Source organism: Marinomonas sp. TW1, assembly GCF_001625355.1.
Taxonomy (GTDB): Bacteria; Pseudomonadota; Gammaproteobacteria; order Pseudomonadales; family Marinomonadaceae; genus Marinomonas.
The window spans coordinates 162,451-176,810 of record NZ_JSEE01000003.1; the positions used below are offsets into that span (position 1 = coordinate 162,451).

Below are 14,360 nucleotides of genomic sequence, written 5' to 3' on the forward strand. Positions count from 1 at the left end.
GCATGGAAATAACATCGGTGACTGGTGCTGTCTTAGCGGGCGGTAAAGGGGAGCGTGTATCAGGTCAGGACAAAGGATTACTTTTGCTCCGTGATGAGCCAATGGCGGTGCATGTGATTCGAGCGTTGCAACCTTCTGTTGATCGAGTATTGATTAATGCCAATCGACATATGGTGGAATATCAAGGAATGGGTTATGAAGTACACTCGGACGCTGAGTCGGTGTATGACAAAGGACCATTAGCTGGCCTTTACTCTTGTTTAGCGGTCTCAAAAAGCTCGCACTTAATGGTGTCGCCATGCGATACGCCCTTGATCACAAGTCAAGAGTTCGAATCCTTGCTCAAGGCGGCAAAAAACGCACCGGATAAAATTCACTATTTGCAGGACGATAAAGGCCGTCACCCATTACATGCAATCATGCCTGTCGCATCAAGCCTGTTTGCTTTGGATGTATTTTTGAGTCAACAGGATAAGCTGGCTGTTATGGCATTCTACGAGTCATTTGGTTGTCAGTCTGTCCGTATTGACTCCGGTGACACATTGAAGAACGTCAATACTTGGGCCGACTTAAAGGCGTTTGAATGAGTCTATATCAAGGTGGTAAGACTCGCCATCTTCTCTATGCTCTAGTTTGACAAGCAGATAATCCAGCTTAGGCACAAACCAAAAAGAGGTTTGTTTGCCTTTGCTTAAGTTGTCGGTTCGAATCATTTTGATGGCGGATAAACGACCAATTTTGGTCTTTACGGTTTCCATCTTCTCGCGCTTAAATTGCCAGTTTTTGATGTAGCCACCATCTGCGATAAGGTAATCAAACTCGTTTTTTCCTTGCTTTAAATCCTGTCGGATTTGCAGTTGGATCGACAACTTATCTAGGGTGTTCGGGCTAATGGCCAGATTCCAAGGTTTTTCTTCCACGTCGTTGCGGACCAGCTGTTTTTTCCAATCAAAGGTCAGAGTGGCTTTGCGAGTTTTGCCCAGTACCTTACTTTTGTATTGGTATTTGGTTGGAATAATTTGATGGTCTCTCACGTAAAATTGCGAACTTTCATTGAGAGAAGCAATGAGGCTGTCTGCTGAAAATGCAAACTTCCACATATCACCTGATTGTTTAGACAGCGTCTGCTTGCCTTCAACTTTGAGGCTGATGCCTTTTTTCCAAACCGTACTGTAGACGGCTGAATAGGCTTCTAGAAAAGCGTCTTCCTTTGGCGTGGCGGAGTAAGAAAGCATAGGAATGAACATAAAAGTGGCAATAAACCAGATTGATATTTTATGAATCCCCATGCTTTCTCCTTTTTTAGGCTAGGCCTGAATGGTAAAGAATGCCGGTCTCCGAAAGAGGGGCATCATCCAAATACGCTGTACCGTGTTTCAATGTCAATCGACTTTCGCTAAACCATTTCACCGCCAGTGGGTAAATGACATGCTCAAGAGCATGAACTTTACGGGCGAGACGGCTTGCGGTTTCATCTGTCTCTATCTTTGTGCTGGCTTGCAATATTACAGCGCCAGCGTCCAGTTCTGAGCTGACAAAATGCACAGAAACACCGTGTTCTTGTTCCTTGGCATCAATGGCTCTTTGGTGTGTATCCAAGCCTTTGAACTTTGGCAGTAAAGACGGATGTATATTAAGCATTCTACCTTCATAATGTTGCGTAAAGGTTTCAGTTAATATGCGCATAAAGCCCGCCAATACCACTAACTTAGGTTGATACTGATCGATTGTTTGTTGCAGTGCTTCATCAAATGCTTCGCGACTGGCGAACGCCTTATGATCTAGAGCATGGGTTGGAATGCCCGCTTTTTTCGCTCTTTCTAGTCCAAAGGCATCGGCTTTGTTGCTGATCACGGCTTTGATATCGATGTTCAGTTTTCCTTGCAAGCTTTGATCAATCAAAGCTTGCAAGTTACTGCCACTGCCTGAAATCAAGACAATGACTGGAAAACTCATGCGTTAGACTCTAGATCAGAAATCAACACATCCTTGCCACCGTTACGCGGGCAGATTTCACCAATGATCCACGCTTGTTCACCTTCTCCTTGAAGAAGGTTTAATGCTTCTTCTGCTTTGTCTGCATTGATACACAGTACCATGCCAACGCCACAGTTTAGAACACGGTACATTTCTTCTTGCTCGACATTTCCTTGTTCTTGAAGCCAATCAAACACAGCAGGGCGTTTCCAGCTGTTGGCATCAATTTTAGCCGCTGCCTCTTCTGGTAAAACGCGAGGAATGTTTTCCAGCAAACCGCCACCAGTAATGTGCGCAAGAGCATTCACTTGAATGCTTTCCATCAATTTAAGAATGGATTTTACGTAAATGCGTGTCGGTGCCATAAGGGCATCTTTCAGCGCGATGCCGTCGATGTCGGTGTTTAGGTCCGCTTGACTGACTTCGAGGATTTTTCGGATCAAAGAGTAACCGTTAGAGTGAGGGCCTGATGAGCCAAGCGCAATCAGTTTGTCACCGGCTTTGACTTGACTGCCGTCGATGACATCATCTTCTTCTGCAACGCCGACACAAAAGCCAGCGAGATCGTAGTCACCATCATGATACATGCCAGGCATTTCAGCTGTTTCACCACCCACTAGGGCGCAACCAGCTTGTAAACAACCTTCGCCGATACCTGTTACGACGTTTGCCGCGACATCGATATCCAATTTGCCGGTTGCGTAGTAATCAAGGAAAAGTAATGGCTCAGCGCCGGCTACCACTAGATCGTTAACACACATGGCCACAAGGTCAATGCCAATGGTGTCATGTTGATTGAGGTCCATTGCAAGGCGTAGCTTAGTACCCACGCCGTCGGTGCCAGAGACCAAGACCGGTTTTTTGTACTTGGTTGGTAAACGGGTAAGGGCCCCGAATCCACCTAAACCACCCATTACCTCTGGGCGGCGAGTCTTTTTGCTAACGCCTTTGATACGTTCAACAAGTTGGTTGCCAGCGTTGATGTCTACGCCTGCGTCTTTATAACTAATCGATGGTTTGTCCGACTTGGTCATTGCCTATGCCTTATCATGGTACGAGGAAAAAAAGGCATTTTACCATAGTGACACATTAGGGCTATGGTTCTTTGCGATTAAGACAGTAGAATAGACAAAATAAACGAAGGAAGGGCTATGAATTCTCGTATATTTTTTCTATTAATGGTTTTTTGGTTCACATCGTCAGCGCAGGCGGTCAATGTGAAAGGGCTGTACAGTGCTGAAATTAATTTGCCCGTGACGCAATCGGAAGCAAATATGCTGAATCAAGCGTTCAGATTAGCGGCGGAGCAAGTGTTGATAAAAGTGTCTGGCAATAAAGAGGCGATCATCGGTGATTTATTGAGTCAAGCACGAAAACAATCGGCGGGTTGGGTGGCGCAGCATTCTGTGGCCTCATTAAGTGAGTTATTACCAAGTGATGATGGTTTGGTTCCAGGCAAGCAAATTAAGGTGACTTTTTATCCCGAGTCGATTGATCGTTTCTTATCGCAAAATGGTTTACCTGTGTGGGGAAGTAACCGACCTTCGGTTCTGGTTTGGTTGGCCAGTGAAAACAATGGCATCAGACGATTGTCTGGTTCGAGTGCCCCGTCGCAAATTTTAAATGACTTTGCACGGGCCAGTAATTTGGTTGGTGTGCCCATTTATGCCCCGCTCATTGATCAAGTGGATCAAAACAATATTAGCGCCGCCGATGTTTGGGGCTTCTTTGAAGATACCATTGCGAATGCCAGTCAGCGTTATCAAACCGATGCTGTGGCGGCATTGCGGGTGAGTAATTATGCGGGTCATATCGGTGGCAGTTTGATGGTGATGCAAAAAACAGGTGAGACGACTCGCTTTGTGCTGACTGGAGACAGTTTGGACGGTTTATTGGATCAAGCCAGTGCGAAGTTAGCGAATGTGTTTGCCTCACGTTATGCATCCGTTAGAAACAGCGGTTCGGCCAGTCGTCTGAATATCCAGATTGGCGGCGTGAACAATTATTCTTCTATGGCAAAAGTTCAGTCTTATCTTGAAAGCATTGGCGTTGTCCGTGAAGTGAGTTTGGTGCAGGTGAAAGGTGAGCAAGTTGAGTACAGTGTTGAAATTGATGGTGATAAGCAAAAGTTGTTTAACTCTATTTCTTTGAGTCGTTTGCTAATTGAAACGCCGCTAAATGCACTTGATCCTGATGCTAACCGTGTTGTGTCCTATTTATACAGTGGAGTGAATTAATGTCAGATATTGCTGCGGAGCAAGTGGTTGCTCGTGATTTTTATGCGCGTTCTGCAGAGGAACAGCAAGATTTTTTAACGCAAACCTGGTGTAACCAGTGTCAAGACATCGACCTTGGCATGGTTGAACCGCAAGAGTTTGAAGCACAGGGACGCGTTTGGATTGAAGGTAAGTGTGCGAAATGCGGTGAAAAAACCGTCACTGAAATCGTCGAAGAAGACGATGAATAATCGTTGATATGGTTACGTATTAGGCACAAAAAAACGCGTCTCTTGGACGCGTTTTTTTGTGCGATAAGATTACTTATCTGTTGGGTAATCTCTTTCCTCATGGCCAATGTACAGCTGGCGAGGACGACCGATTTTGTATGGTCCAGAGATCATTTCATTCCAATGTGAAATCCAGCCAATGGTACGAGACATGGCAAAGATAACCGTAAACATGCTTGTTGGAATGCCAATGGCTTTCATAATGATGCCAGAGTAGAAATCCACATTCGGGTACAGTTTACGTTCCACAAAGTAAGGGTCTTCTAAGGCAATCTGCTCAAGACGTTTAGCGATCTTTAGTAGCGGATCATTAGACTGGCCTAACTCTTCCAATACTTGGTCACAGGTTTCTCGCATGACTTTGGCACGAGGGTCAAAGTTTTTGTAAACACGGTGGCCAAAGCCCATTAGGCGGAATGGATCGTTTTTGTCTTTTGCTTTTGCGATGTACTCATCGATGTTTTCAACGTCACCGATCTCTTCCAACATGGTCAATACGGCTTCGTTAGCACCACCATGCGCTGGACCCCAAAGGGTCGCAATGCCTGCGGCAATACAAGCGAATGGGTTGGCGCCAGAAGAGCCTGCTAAACGTACAGTCGACGTTGAGGCATTTTGTTCGTGATCGGCATGCAATACAAAGATGCGATCCATCGCTTTGGCGAATACTGGATTCACTTTGTAATCTTCACAGGGTGTCGCGAACATCATGTATAGGAAGTTTTCAGCGTAAGATAAGTCGTTACGTGGGTACATAACAGGCTGATCTTTAGAATACTTGTAACAAATTGCTGCCAAGGTTGGCATTTTAGAAATCAAACGAAACGCCGCAATTTCACGGTGTTCTGGGTTGTTGATGTCCATATGGTCTTGGTAAAAAGCAGACAATGCGCCAACTAAACCACACATGATTGCCATTGGGTGAGCGTCATTACGGAAGCCCTCAATGAATTTATGCATGGATTGGTTCACCATAGTGTGTTTACCAACCGTACGTTCAAATTCTGCGCGCTGTGCTTCAGTAGGAAGTTCTCCATAAAGTAGCAAGTAGCAGGTTTCTAGGTAATCTGAATGTTCTGCAAGTTGGGCAATAGGGTAGCCACGGTGCAAAAGAATGCCAGCTTCACCATCAATATAGGTGATCGCAGATTCGCAAGAACCGGTCGACATAAAGCCTGGATCGTAGGTGAAAACACCGTTAGCACCAAGGCCGCGAACGTCTATAACGTCTGTACCTAAGGTGCCTGTAAGGACAGGTAATTCGATGGGTTGATCGATACCGTCCACTTTGAGTAGTGCTTTTTTATCAGCCATTTTGGTCTCCTTCATATTCTGGTCCGGGGCGAAGAATTCGTATTATTTGATTATCCTGGCCCAGAAGGTGCGAGAAAAAATACTGTTTATAGACTATAAAAGTCAATCTTGACTACTGACACTTTATTGACCTAGCTACATAACTTTTTGTAATAAACTGACAAAACCTAAGGGGTGAGCTTGGTTAAAGCGTGTACTTTAAATTTGTAACGTTATGTTTGCAAAGGATAAAGCTTGTTTTTTTTAGGCATCAATTTATGTAATTTTATACCATTATTGTTTCGGTTTATGGCTACATTCATTTGATGAATGATGACCATTGAAAACCCCTTGTCTAGTCTATTTGTCTTCGTATTTTTTGCTGGTCTATAATTGCGCCCCAGATAATCTCATTGATTTGTTGATGATAGTTAAAAGAGAGTCGCTTTTAGATCGTCATTTGTAAATCGATGGGGTTTTCAACTTAAGTCCTATGCAACGAGTGATCGTTTTGCTTACCACCAGCGTAAACATATAGTCATAGGGTCGTGATTGACCATTCAATCGAAAAAATGGTGTATAACTCGTGAACAAAAAAAGACCAGTCAACCTTGATATTTTAACAATATCCCAGCCAGTCACCGCCATTGTATCCATTCTTCATCGTGTAACAGGAATCATTCTCTTTGTGGGGTTAGCTTTCTTGTTTTATGCGTTTGATTTGTCATTGGATTCTCAGCAGGGCTTTGATCAAGTCGTCAACATTTTGCAAACCAGTTTCCTTGCCAAGTTTATTATCTGGGGAGTGGTATCTGCTTTGTTGTATCACCTAGTGGCGGGTGTAAAGCACTTGTTTATGGATATGGGGTATTTCGAAGAATTGGACAGTGGGCGTAGTGCGGCAATTGCCAACATGATTATCGCTACCGTCTTTATCGTATTAGCAGGAGTGTGGATATGGTAACTCAAATTACAAGCTTTGGTCGTTCAGGCCTGTATGATTGGATGATGCAGCGAGTCTCTGCATTGGTTCTGTCTATCTATACCTTGTTTATGATCGGCTATTTGGTGAGTAATCCAGATCTGACTTATGAACAATGGAGCGCATTGTTTGAAACAACTTGGATGCGCATTTTTAGTTTGTTGGTCTTGTTGTCTATCGGTATCCACTCTTGGATCGGTTTGTGGTCTGTGTCGACAGACTATATTAAAGCAACAGGTGCACGTTTTTTCTTTCAATCTCTATGCGGTTTGGCCATGTTTGTGTACATCGTGTGGGGCATTCAGGTTCTTTGGGGGCTATAAGTAATGGCGAATATTCGTACGATTTCATTTGATGCCATTGTAATTGGCGGTGGCGGTGCCGGTATGCGTGCCGCTCTTCAGTTGACAGAGACAGGTTTGGATACCGCTTGTATTACGAAAGTATTCCCTACTCGTTCTCACACAGTATCCGCGCAAGGTGGTATTACTTGTGCGATCGCAAGTGACGATCCAAACGATGATTGGCGCTGGCACATGTACGACACGGTAAAAGGGTCGGATTACATTGGTGACCAAGACGCTATCGAATACATGTGTTCTGTCGGTCCACAAGCAGTGTTTGAACTTGAGCACATGGGTTTGCCATTCTCTCGTACAGAGCAAGGCCGTATTTATCAGCGTCCTTTCGGTGGTCAGTCTAAAGATTTTGGTAAGGGTGGTCAGGCTGCTCGTACTTGTGCTGCGGCGGACCGTACTGGGCACGCTTTGTTGCACACGCTTTATCAAGCTAACCTAAAAGGTGGTACGTCTTTCTTTAATGAATGGTATGCCACAGATTTGGTGAAAAATAATGACGGCGCAGTGGTTGGTGTCATCGCTATCTGCATCGAAACAGGTGAAACGGTTTACCTAAAAGCCAAAGCAACGGTTATTGCAACTGGTGGTGCGGGGCGTATTTACCAGTCCACTACCAATGCTCACATTAACACGGGTGACGGTATTGGTATGGCACTGCGTGCTGGTTTCCCAATGCAAGACATGGAAATGTGGCAGTTCCACCCAACCGGTATTTACGGTGCGGGTACGCTTGTGACAGAAGGTTGTCGTGGTGAAGGTGGTTACCTGATCAATAAAGACGGCGAGCGTTTCATGGAGCGTTATGCGCCTAACGCGAAAGACCTTGCGGGCCGTGATGTGGTTGCACGTTCTATGATCTTGGAAATTCTTGAAGGTCGTGGTTGTGGCCCAGACGGTGACCATGTGTTGCTAAAACTGGACCATCTAGGTGAAGAGACGCTGAATAAGCGTCTACCAGGTATCCTAGAGTTGTCTCGTACTTTCGCGCACGTTGATCCTGTTAAAGAGCCTATTCCTGTTATCCCAACTTGTCACTACATGATGGGGGGTATTCCAACGAACGTTGGTGGTCAAGCTCTAATGCAAAATGAAGCAGGCGAAGACATCGTTGTAGATGGTCTATACGCTTGTGGTGAAGCAGCGTGTGTATCGGTGCATGGTGCTAACCGCCTAGGTGGTAACTCGTTGCTAGACTTGGTGGTATTTGGTCGCGCGGTTGGTTTGCAAGTGAAGAAATCCCTTGATGAAGGTTTTGATTCTTTAGATGCAACGGATACCGATGTCGAAACAGCCATGTCTCGTCTGAATCGCCTAAATGCCTCCACTGGTGGCGAAAGCGTGGCGGAAGTTCGTGCAGACTTGCAACGTGTTATGCAATTGTATTTCGGTGTGTTCCGTGAAGGTGACTCTATGCAGAAAGGCCTAGAGCAGTTAGCGGAAATTCGTCAGCGTGTTGAAAATCTTCACCTTGAAGATAAGAGTGAAGCCTTCAATACTGCTCGTATAGAAGCTCTTGAGCTTGAAAACTTGCTAGAAGTGGCGGAAGCGACAGCGGTTCCTGCAGAATTCCGTAAAGAGAGTCGTGGTGCGCATGCCCGTAACGACTTCACTGAGCGTGATGATGAGAATTGGTTGAAGCATTCTTTGTTCCATCCAGCGGATAAGAAAGTGACTAAGCGTGATGTAAACTTCGCGCCTAAGACAATGGACGCTTTCCCACCTAAAGCTCGTACGTACTAAGGGGTTATGTCAATGTTAGTTAGTATTTATCGCTACAATCCTGAGAAGGACGACGCTCCTTATATGCAGGATTATCAAGTGGACTTGCCAGAAGGTAAAGACCTAATGGTGTTGGACGTTCTGAACTTGCTAAAAGCGCAGGACCCAACGATTTCATACCGTCGTTCATGCCGTGAGGGTGTGTGTGGTTCTGATGGTATGAATATGTCTGGTAAGAACGGCTTGGCTTGTATTACCACTGTGTCGGAAGCGTCTAAGAACAACAAACTGGTGTTACGCCCACTACCTGGTTTACCCGTGGTGCGTGATTTAGTGGTTGATATGGGACAATTCTACAAGCAATACGAGAAAATTCGTCCATACTTGATGAACGATACGCCAGCGCCAGCCATTGAGCGTCTGCAAAGCCCAGAAGAGCGTGAAAAACTTGATGGACTCTACGAGTGTATCTTGTGTGCATGTTGTTCAACGGCTTGCCCATCGTTCTGGTGGAATCCAGATAAGTTTGTTGGTCCTTCTGGTTTGCTACAGGCTTATCGTTTCTTGGCGGACAGTCGTGACAACGCAACACAAGAGCGTTTAAGCGAATTGGATGATCCATTTAGTGTTTTCCGTTGCCATGGTATTATGAACTGTGTCAATGTATGCCCTAAAGGGTTAAATCCGACTAAGGCAATTGGTAATATTCGTACTATGCTGTTGCAAAGAGCGACCTAATAGATGAAAGATTCGGATAGTGACTGGGTGAATTTGACCTGACTGCCGAATTAGGCGGCTTGAATCGATATTCAATGCCGCCATTTTTGCATATTCTCCTATGGAGAATAGAATAAAAAGAATTTAAAATTCGACCTCTACGAGCAAGGATGTGCTAAGAAAAGTTGCTAACTCAGTGATGAAGGATTCAAAGTATTTCATAAATTGAGTGACATGCTTTTAGTGACTTAGTATTGAACGTCAGAGGGCGATAGTAGCTGGAAGTAAACAAAAAAATCGAGACTGTCAAAAGTCTTACGGGCCTGATAATAAGATCAATCGTTCGATTGAACCGGGACCCCGGTAGCTGGCTCGAACATAAGGGTGATCGAGAATGCACGAAAGTTTAATGGAGTTGCTGTGGAGCACCTCTCATTTTTCAGGTGGAAACTTGGAATATGTAGAAGGGTTGTTTGAAAGCTACCTCGTCGATCCGAATTCAGTTTCGGAAGAATGGCGGAAATGTTTTGACCAATTGCCTCGCGTTAGCGAAGCTCAGTCAACGGATCTTCCTCATTCAGTTATTCAAGAACAATTTCTGCAAATTGGTAAAAACAAATTCAGAGCCATGCCAGCTAGTTCTGGTGTCGCAGTGAGCTCTGACCATGAGCAGAAACAAATCGGTGTCCTGCAGTTGATTAATGCGTACCGCGTTCGTGGTCATCAACATGCAACATTGGACCCGCTAGGTTTACAGAAGCGTGAAAAAGTCGCTGATTTGGATCTGGGTTACCACCAATTAACGGGTGCTGATTTAGACACGTCATTTAACGTCAATTCTTTGTTTTTTAACAAAGAAAATATGAAGTTAAGTGAAATCGTATCCGAATTGGAAAAGACTTACTGTGGCAGTATCGGCTATGAGTTCATGCACATCGTTGATACCCAAGAGAAAGCTTGGTTGCAGCAGCGAGTAGAATCCGTTCGATCCCGCCCTGAATATTCAAAAGAAACTCGCGAGAGCCTATTAGAACGTCTTACTGCCGCGGAAGGTCTAGAAAAATACCTAGCCAGCCGTTACCCAGGCGCAAAACGTTTTGGTTTGGAAGGTGGCGAGAGCTTGATTCCTATGGTGAATGAGTTAATTCAACGTTCTGGCGCACTGGGTGCGAAAGAGGTTGTGATTGGCATGGCTCACCGTGGTCGTCTGAACGTACTGGTTAATACTTTGGGTAAAAACCCGAAAGACCTGTTCGACGAGTTTGAAGGTAAAAAGTTAGTCAACACTTCTGGTGACGTAAAATACCACCAAGGTTTCTCTTCAAATGTGATGACCGCTGGCGGTGAAGTTCACATCGCATTGTCTTTCAACCCATCTCACTTAGAAATTGTTTCGCCTGTGGTTGAAGGTTCTGTTCGCGCTCGTCAAGATCGACGTAAAGACACGACAGGTAAGTCTGTTGTACCAATTTCCATTCACGGTGATGCGGCATTTGCTGGTCAAGGCGTGGTCATGGAAACCTTCCAAATGTCGCAGACACGTGCTTATCGTACTGGTGGTACGGTTCATATCGTGATCAATAACCAAGTTGGTTTCACCACCAACCGTCAAGAAGATTCTCGTTCTACTGAATACGCAACCGATGTTGCTAAAATGATTCAGGCGCCAATCTTCCACGTAAACGGTGATGATCCAGAAGCGGTTTTGTTCGTGACACAATTGGCATTAGATTACCGTTACGAATTTGGTCGTGACGTCGTAATCGACATGGTTTGTTACCGTCGTCGTGGTCACAACGAGACGGATGAACCATCTGGTACACAGCCGTTGATGTACAGTGTTATTAGCAAGTTAAAAACCACTCGTAACTTATACGCTGAGAAACTGATTGCTGGATCAGTGGTGAGCAAAGAATTGTCCGATCAAATGGTCAGTGACAATCGCGAGAATCTGGATAATGGTCGCCACGTTGCGCAAAGCCTAGTGTTAGAGTCTCAAACGAAAATGTTTGTTGACTGGAAACCTTACCTAGGGGTTGAGTGGACAGATGAAGGTGACACTCGTTACCCATTGGCTGAGCTTCAAGAAGTGGCGAAAAAACTGACGCATGTTCCCGATGGGGTTGTTGTTCAGCGTCAGGTACAAAAGATTTACCAAGACCGTGACAAAATGACGGCGGGTGCTTTGCCTCTTAACTGGGGATACGCTGAAACATTAGCGTTCGCTACTTTGCTAGAGCAGGGTTACCCGATTCGTATTACGGGTCAGGATTCTGGTCGTGGTACTTTCTCGCACCGTCACGCTGTGATTCACAGTCAAAAAGATGGCAGTACTTATATTCCTCTGAAACATTTGTCTGAGGATCAGCCAACATTAGACTTGTACGATTCTTACTTGTCTGAAGAAGCTGTACTGGCATTTGAATACGGTTATGCCAGCACGTCACCACAAGGTTTGGTGGTCTGGGAAGCGCAATTCGGTGATTTTGCCAACGGCGCGCAAGTGGTCATTGACCAATTCATTACCAGTGGTGAGCATAAGTGGGGACGTCTATGTGGTTTGACTATGTTGTTGCCTCACGGCTACGAAGGTCAAGGTCCTGAGCATTCTTCCGCTCGCTTAGAGCGTTTTATGCAATTGTGTGCGGAATACAACATTCAAGTTTGTGTCCCAACCACACCGTCACAGATTTACCATATCTTACGTCGTCAAGCGATTCGCCCAATGCGTCGTCCATTGATTATCATGTCGCCGAAGAGTTTGTTGCGTCATAAACAAGCCACTTCGACTCTGGAAGATTTGGCGGAAGGCAGCTTTAAAACAGTATTGCCAGAAGCGTCAGAGTCTATCGCGGCGGATAACGTGAAACGCATTGTGTTGTGTAGCGGTAAGGTTTACTACGATTTGATTAATCGTCGTGAAGCGCTAGAAAAAGATGATGTGGTCGTGGTTCGTCTAGAGCAGCTGTACCCATTCCCATACGCTGACCTAGAGTCCGTATTGGAACAGTACAAAAATGTTGAGAGCTTGGTTTGGTGTCAAGAAGAACCGAAAAACCAAGGTGCTTGGCATGCCAATCGTCACCGTATGAATCGAGTGTTGGAAAAACTGTACCCTGAGTTGAAAATCCGTTTTGCGGGTCGAATTTCATCAGCTGCACCAGCAGCGGGTTACATGTCTGTCCACGTAGAAGAGCAAGAAGCACTGGTCAACGACGCACTAGTTGGTTAGTACCATAGCCTGTCAGAGATAAGGGTATAAAATGAGCATTGAAATTAAAGCACCTACTTTTCCAGAATCTGTAGCCGATGGAACGGTTGCTACTTGGTACAAAAAACCAGGTGAAGCCTGTGCCCGTGATGAGCACATTGTCGACATTGAAACGGATAAAGTGGTTCTAGAAGTAGTGGCACCAGCCGATGGTGTGATTGCAGAAGTATTGAAAAATGAAGGTGACATCGTACTGAGCGATGAAGTCCTAGCAAAATTTGAAGAGGGTGGTGCGGCCGCATCTGCTCCAGCGGCAGCGGAACAAACAGCAGCACCAGCATCCTCTTCTGCGAAAGAAACGGTCCAAATCAAAGCGCCAACATTCCCTGAGTCTGTTGCCGATGGTACGGTAGCGGCTTGGCACAAACAGCCAGGTGAAGCTTGTTCTCGTGATGAGCACATCGTTGATATCGAAACCGATAAAGTGGTTTTAGAAGTGGTTGCGCCTGCTGATGGCGTCATCGGTGAAATCTCTAAAAATGAAGGTGACACTGTACTGAGTGATGAAGTCTTGGCTTCATTCCTAGTTGGCGCGTCTGGTGAAGCGGCTGCACCTGCAGCACAAGCTGCTGCGCCTGCAGCCCCTGCTGAAGCGGGTGACGAAGACGGTGTCGCTGGTCCTGCAGCACGTAAAGCCTTGGCAGAAGCTGGTTTAACACCGGCTCAGGTGAAAGGCTCAGGTAAAGGTGGTCGCATCACTAAAGAAGATGTTGACGCAGCAGCGAAAGCGAAGCCTGCAGCCGCGCCGGCAGCGAAAGCAGCGCCTGCGGCTATGCCAGCATTGGGTGCTGATGGTCGTGTTGAAAAACGCGTTCCGATGACGCGCCTACGTGCCACTATTGCTAAGCGTTTGGTTGAAGCTCAACAAACCGCTGCCATGTTGACAACATACAACGAAGTTAACATGGGTCCTGTGATGGAGATCCGTAAGAAATACAAAGACCAGTTTATGAAGACTCATAACGGTACTAAACTTGGCTTTATGTCTTTCTTCGTGAAAGCGGCAACTGAAGCGCTTAAACGCTTCCCAGCAGTAAATGCGTCAATCGACGGTAATGACATGGTTTACCATGGTTACCAAGACATTGGTGTGGCGGTTTCTACTGACCGTGGTTTGATGGTGCCGGTATTGCGTAACACGGAAGCAATGGGCATGGCCGATATTGAATCTACAATCATGGACTTCGCATTGCGCGGTCGTGATGGCAAGTTAGGCATGGATGACATGCAAGGTGGTACTTTCACCATTACTAACGGTGGTACTTTTGGTTCCTTGATGTCTACTCCAATCATTAACCCACCACAAACAGCGATCTTGGGTATGCACAAAATCCAAGAGCGCCCAATGGCGGTAAATGGTCAAGTTGTGATCCAGCCAATGATGTACCTGGCTCTGTCTTATGACCACCGTATGATCGATGGCAAAGAAGCGGTTCAATTCCTAGTAACGATTAAAGAGTTACTAGAAGATCCAGCGCGTCTATTGCTTGAAATCTAAGGTACTTGAAATCTAAGGATTCATACACATCTAGTGGT

At 45.6% G+C, this 14,360-nt stretch carries 13 protein-coding genes; 9 read left to right on the forward strand and 4 right to left on the reverse strand.

The annotated features are described in order from the left end of the window. Positions 1-2: 2 nt before the first annotated feature. Entirely contained in the window at positions 3-587 is a 585-nt protein-coding gene (gene mobA / locus OA79_RS03880) for a molybdenum cofactor guanylyltransferase (RefSeq protein ID WP_063331897.1), read from the forward strand. Here the strand turns inward: mobA and OA79_RS03885 are convergent. The 3 genes from OA79_RS03885 to purM are packed head-to-tail and all read right to left on the reverse strand — an operon-like array spanning position 570 to position 3,011. Continuing rightward, on the reverse strand, positions 570-1,289 hold the full coding sequence (locus OA79_RS03885; protein ID WP_063331898.1) for a DUF3108 domain-containing protein: 720 nt from the start codon (positions 1,287-1,289) through the stop codon (positions 570-572). The two genes, mobA and OA79_RS03885, sit on opposite strands and share 18 nt — an antisense overlap. A gap of 13 nt (positions 1,290-1,302) precedes the next feature. Continuing rightward, positions 1,303-1,956: a phosphoribosylglycinamide formyltransferase gene (gene purN / locus OA79_RS03890; protein ID WP_063331899.1), complete on the reverse strand. Its 654-nt coding sequence runs from the start codon at positions 1,954-1,956 to the stop codon at positions 1,303-1,305. Beyond that, positions 1,953-3,011 (reverse strand): phosphoribosylformylglycinamidine cyclo-ligase, encoded by a 1,059-nt coding sequence (gene purM, locus OA79_RS03895; RefSeq protein WP_063331900.1) that lies wholly within the window; start codon positions 3,009-3,011, stop codon positions 1,953-1,955. Before purM ends, purN begins: the two co-directional genes overlap by 4 nt. A gap of 117 nt (positions 3,012-3,128) precedes the next feature. Here purM and OA79_RS03900 point away from each other — a divergent pair, with 117 nt between their 5' ends. Both OA79_RS03900 and OA79_RS03905 read left to right on the forward strand, forming a co-directional pair. Then, complete coding sequence (locus OA79_RS03900; protein WP_063331901.1) at positions 3,129-4,214, forward strand: DUF2066 domain-containing protein; 1,086 nt, start codon at positions 3,129-3,131, stop codon at positions 4,212-4,214. Further along, positions 4,214-4,444, forward strand: coding sequence for a hypothetical protein (locus OA79_RS03905; protein ID WP_063331902.1), 231 nt, complete (start codon positions 4,214-4,216; stop codon positions 4,442-4,444). The genes OA79_RS03900 and OA79_RS03905 overlap by 1 nt, the downstream gene beginning before the upstream one ends. Positions 4,445-4,513: 69 nt before the next feature. On the opposite strand, the gene gltA is transcribed toward OA79_RS03905, so the two are convergent. Then, complete coding sequence (gene gltA, locus OA79_RS03910) at positions 4,514-5,797, reverse strand: citrate synthase (RefSeq protein ID WP_063331903.1); 1,284 nt, start codon at positions 5,795-5,797, stop codon at positions 4,514-4,516. Positions 5,798-6,362: 565 nt separating this feature from the next. On the opposite strand from gltA, the gene sdhC reads away from it, so the two are divergent. The 6 genes from sdhC (at position 6,363) to odhB (ending at position 14,322) form a co-directional block, all read left to right on the forward strand. Then, on the forward strand, positions 6,363-6,740 hold the full coding sequence (gene sdhC / locus OA79_RS03915) for a succinate dehydrogenase, cytochrome b556 subunit (protein ID WP_063331904.1): 378 nt from the start codon (positions 6,363-6,365) through the stop codon (positions 6,738-6,740). After that, positions 6,734-7,081 (forward strand): succinate dehydrogenase, hydrophobic membrane anchor protein, encoded by a 348-nt coding sequence (gene sdhD, locus OA79_RS03920; RefSeq protein WP_063331905.1) that lies wholly within the window; start codon positions 6,734-6,736, stop codon positions 7,079-7,081. Before sdhC ends, sdhD begins: the two co-directional genes overlap by 7 nt. 3 nt (positions 7,082-7,084) lie before the next feature. Further along, complete coding sequence (gene sdhA / locus OA79_RS03925; RefSeq protein WP_063331906.1) at positions 7,085-8,857, forward strand: succinate dehydrogenase flavoprotein subunit; 1,773 nt, start codon at positions 7,085-7,087, stop codon at positions 8,855-8,857. 12 nt (positions 8,858-8,869) lie between these two features. Then, a complete protein-coding gene (locus OA79_RS03930) occupies positions 8,870-9,574 on the forward strand; it encodes a succinate dehydrogenase iron-sulfur subunit (protein WP_063331907.1) in 705 nt (234 codons plus the stop codon). 373 nt (positions 9,575-9,947) lie between these two features. Further along, positions 9,948-12,785 carry a 2-oxoglutarate dehydrogenase E1 component gene (locus tag OA79_RS03935; protein ID WP_063331908.1) on the forward strand — a complete coding sequence of 946 codons (2,838 nt, stop codon included), beginning with the start codon at positions 9,948-9,950 and terminating at the stop codon, positions 12,783-12,785. 31 nt (positions 12,786-12,816) lie between these two features. Further along, positions 12,817-14,322 (forward strand): 2-oxoglutarate dehydrogenase complex dihydrolipoyllysine-residue succinyltransferase, encoded by a 1,506-nt coding sequence (gene odhB, locus OA79_RS03940; protein WP_063331909.1) that lies wholly within the window; start codon positions 12,817-12,819, stop codon positions 14,320-14,322. Positions 14,323-14,360 lie beyond the last annotated feature (38 nt).

Excerpts from the sequence above, each read along its gene's own strand:
- OA79_RS03935 (WP_063331908.1), top strand. The coding sequence starts at position 9,948 with ATGCACGAAAGTTTAATGGAGTTGCTGTGGAGCACCTCTCATTTTTCA.
- odhB (WP_063331909.1), top strand. The coding sequence starts at position 12,817 with ATGAGCATTGAAATTAAAGCACCTACTTTTCCAGAATCTGTAGCCGAT.
- purM (WP_063331900.1), bottom strand. The coding sequence starts at position 3,011 with ATGACCAAGTCGGACAAACCATCGATTAGTTATAAAGACGCAGGCGTA.
- OA79_RS03900 (WP_063331901.1), top strand. The coding sequence starts at position 3,129 with ATGAATTCTCGTATATTTTTTCTATTAATGGTTTTTTGGTTCACATCG.
- OA79_RS03905 (WP_063331902.1), top strand. The coding sequence starts at position 4,214 with ATGTCAGATATTGCTGCGGAGCAAGTGGTTGCTCGTGATTTTTATGCG.
- gltA (WP_063331903.1), bottom strand. The coding sequence starts at position 5,797 with ATGGCTGATAAAAAAGCACTACTCAAAGTGGACGGTATCGATCAACCC.
- mobA (WP_063331897.1), top strand. The coding sequence starts at position 3 with ATGGAAATAACATCGGTGACTGGTGCTGTCTTAGCGGGCGGTAAAGGG.
- sdhD (WP_063331905.1), top strand. The coding sequence starts at position 6,734 with ATGGTAACTCAAATTACAAGCTTTGGTCGTTCAGGCCTGTATGATTGG.
- purN (WP_063331899.1), bottom strand. The coding sequence starts at position 1,956 with ATGAGTTTTCCAGTCATTGTCTTGATTTCAGGCAGTGGCAGTAACTTG.
- OA79_RS03885 (WP_063331898.1), bottom strand. The coding sequence starts at position 1,289 with ATGGGGATTCATAAAATATCAATCTGGTTTATTGCCACTTTTATGTTC.
- OA79_RS03930 (WP_063331907.1), top strand. The coding sequence starts at position 8,870 with ATGTTAGTTAGTATTTATCGCTACAATCCTGAGAAGGACGACGCTCCT.
- sdhA (WP_063331906.1), top strand. The coding sequence starts at position 7,085 with ATGGCGAATATTCGTACGATTTCATTTGATGCCATTGTAATTGGCGGT.